Below are 3,162 nucleotides of genomic sequence, written 5' to 3'. Positions count from 1 at the left end.
GCCGTCAGCAGATCGTCGCGGTCGGTGAAGTAGCGATAGCCCAGCGCCTTGGTGACGCCTGTCAGATGCGCCACGCCGTCCATCGTGACTGCGGCGACGCCCTGCTCGATCACGATCTGCGCGGCCGCGTCGAGAAAGCGCTCGCGGCGCTCGGAGCCTTTCAATCGTGTCTGGGTCATCGTCGCCTCAAAACTCCGGCCGCCTCCTATTGGCGCGGCAGAGCAAGAGATGGCAAGAGCCAGCGCCCCGCGTGATCCCGCGCCCAGGACGCAATCCGTCGAGGTCACCGCCATCGACCGGGGCTCTTGAAAGTAGGCGATCCTCCCTTGCGCCAGGCCTGGCCGTTAGCGAAATACAGATCCGTAACGCTTGGGTCTTTGCCAGGAAGCGGACCTTCCCAAGGTCAGAGACGCGTCCGATGCGGACTTTAGCGCTTAAGCTGACAGCGCACCTGTTCCTGGTCCCGATCAGACCGACTTGTTGAATCGGCTGCCGACGCCCGGCAGCGCCCTTCCGCCGAGGCTGTAACCGCTCACCCTCCCATCCCGGCCTTCGCCGGGACGGGGCCCGCCCTCTCTCAAAGAGAGAGGGCTGAAGGTCAGACGCCCAAGCCGCCGCCCTCAGTCAAACACGATCACCGACCGCGCCAGCTCGCCGCGCTTGAGTTCGTCGAAGGCCGAGTTGACCTCGTCCAGCCTGATGCGGCGCGAGATCAGGGCGTCGAGGTTGAGCTTGCCCGACATGTAGAAGTCGACCAGCCGGGGCATGTCGACCGGGAAGCGGTTGGAGCCCATGAAGCTGCCCTGAATGCGGCGCTCGCCCAGGAAGTCGGAGCCGTTGAGCTCGATCTTGACGCCCACCGGGATCATGCCGATGACATTGGCCGTGCCGCCCCGGCGCAGCATGCGGAACGACTGCTCGGCGGTGGCCTTCAGGCCGATGGCCTCGAAGCTGTGGTGAACGCCGCCGCCGGTCATCTCCAGCACCTGCTTGACCGCGTCGCCATCGCTGGCGTCGATCACGTCGGTGGCCCCGAACTGCTTGGCCAGCGCCAGCTTGGAGGCGATGCGGTCGATGGCGATGATCCGGCCGGCGCCGGCGATGGCCGCGCCGTTGATCGCCGCCAGGCCGACGCCGCCGCAGCCGATCACGGCCACGGTCTCGCCCGGGCGGACATTGGAGGTCTGGGTCACCGCGCCGACCCCGGTCAGCACCGAGCAGCCGATCAGGGCGGCGCGGTCGAACGGCATGTCCTTGCGGATGGCGACGCAGGCGTGCTCGTGCACCAGCATCATCTCGGCGAACGAGGACAGGTTCAGGAACTGGGCCATCTTGGTGTCGCCCGACCCGGAGAGGTCTTCGCGGAACAGGCGCGGCTCATCGGTCTTGGCGCGGCGGGTTTCCGAGCTGATGCACAGGTTCAGGTGGCCGGTCAGGCACACCTCGCAGTGGCCGCAATAGGGGTTGAGGCAGGTGATGACGTGGTCGCCGACCTTGACGGTGCGGACCTCGGACCCGACCGCCTCGACGATGCCGGCGCTCTCATGGCCCAGCACGGCGGGCAGGGCGTGGCTATAGGAGCCTTCGACGAAGTGCAGGTCGGAGTGGCAGACGCCGGCGGCCTTGGTGCGGATCAGCACCTCGCGCGGGCCCGGCTTGCCGATGGCCACATCTTCGATCTGGAGGGGCTTGCCCACCTCGCGCAGCACAGCCGCCTTCATGCCGTCTCTCCCGTTGTTGCGGGGAGAGATTAGCGTTCGGCGGGGGTCGGCGAAAGAGTCTATTCGAACAAATGTTCGAAGTTGGGATCCTAGGCGGCCAGGGCGGGGCGCTCGGGCAGGATGGTCTCGACGGCCAGCAGGATCAGCATGCCGGTGTCCAGGGTGACGATCGCCGAGACCAGGGGCGAGGTTTCCTCGCCGACCGACGGCGGGGTGCTGATGCTTTCGGCCGGGACGATGAAGCTGTCGCAGACGGCGTCGACCAGCAGGCCGGCCACGTCGTCATTGTGCTCGACCACGATGATCACCTGACGCGGGCCGTCGAGGGCCAGGCCCTTGCCGAGCCGTTCGGACAGGTCGATGACCGGCATCACCTGGCCGCGCAGATTGATCACGCCGCGCACGAAGGGCGGCGCGTCCGGCAGCGGGGTGGCGGGGGTGACGCCGCGGATCTCGCGCACGGTGCCGACGGGAACACAGTAGGTCTGGGCGCCCACTTCGAACGACAGCACCTGCAGGGCCTCGCCGGCCCGGAACGCCACGTTGTTCGACATCGCTCGATCGCTTTCACGTAGATCGGCCGTCCGTTCTGGCGACCGTTCGAAAATCCAGCATGGCGGGAAATCGTGAATAAACCGGATGCACTTTTTCGTTCAGGCGCCGTTCAGGCGTCGGATCGGACCCTGGGCCTCTGAAATGGCCGGTTGGATCGGCCTGGGGAGCCTGAACATGACCCGCGACACCTTCACCCTGCTGGGCCGCGTGGCCGCCGGCCTGGCCGCCGTCAGCCTCGTGGCCTCGGCCAGCGCGGCCTCGGCCGACGACTACCGCCGCCATCGCGGCGACCGTCACCGCGACCGTGGCGACACGGCCGAGGCGGTGATCGTGGCGGGGGTGATCGGCCTCGCGCTCGGCGCGGCCCTGTCCAGCGGCGACAACAGCCCCCGCTATGACCGCGGCTATGACCGCGGCTACAGCCGTCCGGCCTATGGCTACGGATACGGCTACGCGCCGCCGCCGCCCCGTTATGGCTACGGCTACGGCTATGATCGCGGCCCGCGCCCGAGCGACTGCTGGACCGTCCGCGACTATGACCGTCGCAGCGGGGCGGTCTATGAGCGGACCGTCTGCCGCTAGGCCGGCGCGCGGGCCAAGGCCCGATACCAGTGAACGCCCGCCGCGTCCGCCTCACGCGCCACCCGGCCTCGGCCGATCAGGCAGTTGAGGTGGGCTAGGGCCTCGCCGGTGGCCATGCCCAGCAGCTCGGGCCCGATGGCGCGGGCGAACAGGGCCCCGAACACCTCGACCGCGCGCTTGGGCTCGGCCAGCTTCTTCTCCAGGCGCTCCAGACCCCGCTCGTGGCCGGCGATCAGGTGGTCGATGCGGGCGTGCAGGCCCCGGAAGGGGTCGTTGTGGGCGGGCAGCACGAGCACGCTGTCGG

4 protein-coding genes and 1 pseudogene are annotated in these 3,162 nt (G+C 68.5%); 1 reads left to right on the top strand and 4 read right to left on the bottom strand.

Annotated features, from left to right (window positions below; translation table 11 throughout):
- The 3 genes from CSW58_RS16265 to CSW58_RS10510 form a co-directional block, all read right to left on the bottom strand.
- The coding region (locus CSW58_RS16265) for a TetR/AcrR family transcriptional regulator (protein ID WP_369825161.1) at positions 1 to 179 on the bottom strand (179 nt) is incomplete at its 3' end.
- A gap of 441 nt (positions 180 to 620) precedes the next feature.
- Positions 621 to 1,721 carry a Zn-dependent alcohol dehydrogenase gene (locus tag CSW58_RS10515; protein WP_099447251.1) on the bottom strand — a complete coding sequence of 367 codons (1,101 nt, stop codon included), beginning with the start codon at positions 1,719 to 1,721 and terminating at the stop codon, positions 621 to 623.
- Between the two features lie 89 nt (positions 1,722 to 1,810).
- Complete coding sequence (locus CSW58_RS10510; RefSeq protein WP_099447250.1) at positions 1,811 to 2,275, bottom strand: chemotaxis protein CheW; 465 nt, start codon at positions 2,273 to 2,275, stop codon at positions 1,811 to 1,813.
- A 175-nt stretch (positions 2,276 to 2,450) separates the two neighbouring features.
- On the opposite strand from CSW58_RS10510, the gene CSW58_RS10505 reads away from it, so the two are divergent.
- Positions 2,451 to 2,858, top strand: coding sequence for a hypothetical protein (locus CSW58_RS10505; protein WP_099447252.1), 408 nt, complete (start codon positions 2,451 to 2,453; stop codon positions 2,856 to 2,858).
- On the opposite strand, the pseudogene CSW58_RS10500 reads toward CSW58_RS10505, so the two are convergent.
- Positions 2,855 to 3,162: pseudogene (locus CSW58_RS10500) on the bottom strand (MBL fold metallo-hydrolase); the annotation flags it as partial. The gene CSW58_RS10505 and the pseudogene CSW58_RS10500 sit on opposite strands and share 4 nt — an antisense overlap.

The organism is Caulobacter sp. B11 (genome assembly GCF_002737765.1).
Lineage (GTDB): Bacteria > Pseudomonadota > Alphaproteobacteria > Caulobacterales > Caulobacteraceae > Caulobacter.
The sequence above is the reverse complement of the archived record's forward strand: the minus strand, read 5'-3'. Positions and strand labels throughout refer to the sequence as shown.

Coding starts and splice junctions, on each gene's coding strand:
- CSW58_RS10505 (WP_099447252.1), top strand. CDS start 2,451: ATGACCCGCGACACCTTCACCCTGCTGGGCCGCGTGGCCGCCGGCCTG.
- CSW58_RS10510 (WP_099447250.1), bottom strand. CDS start 2,275: ATGTCGAACAACGTGGCGTTCCGGGCCGGCGAGGCCCTGCAGGTGCTG.
- CSW58_RS10515 (WP_099447251.1), bottom strand. CDS start 1,721: ATGAAGGCGGCTGTGCTGCGCGAGGTGGGCAAGCCCCTCCAGATCGAA.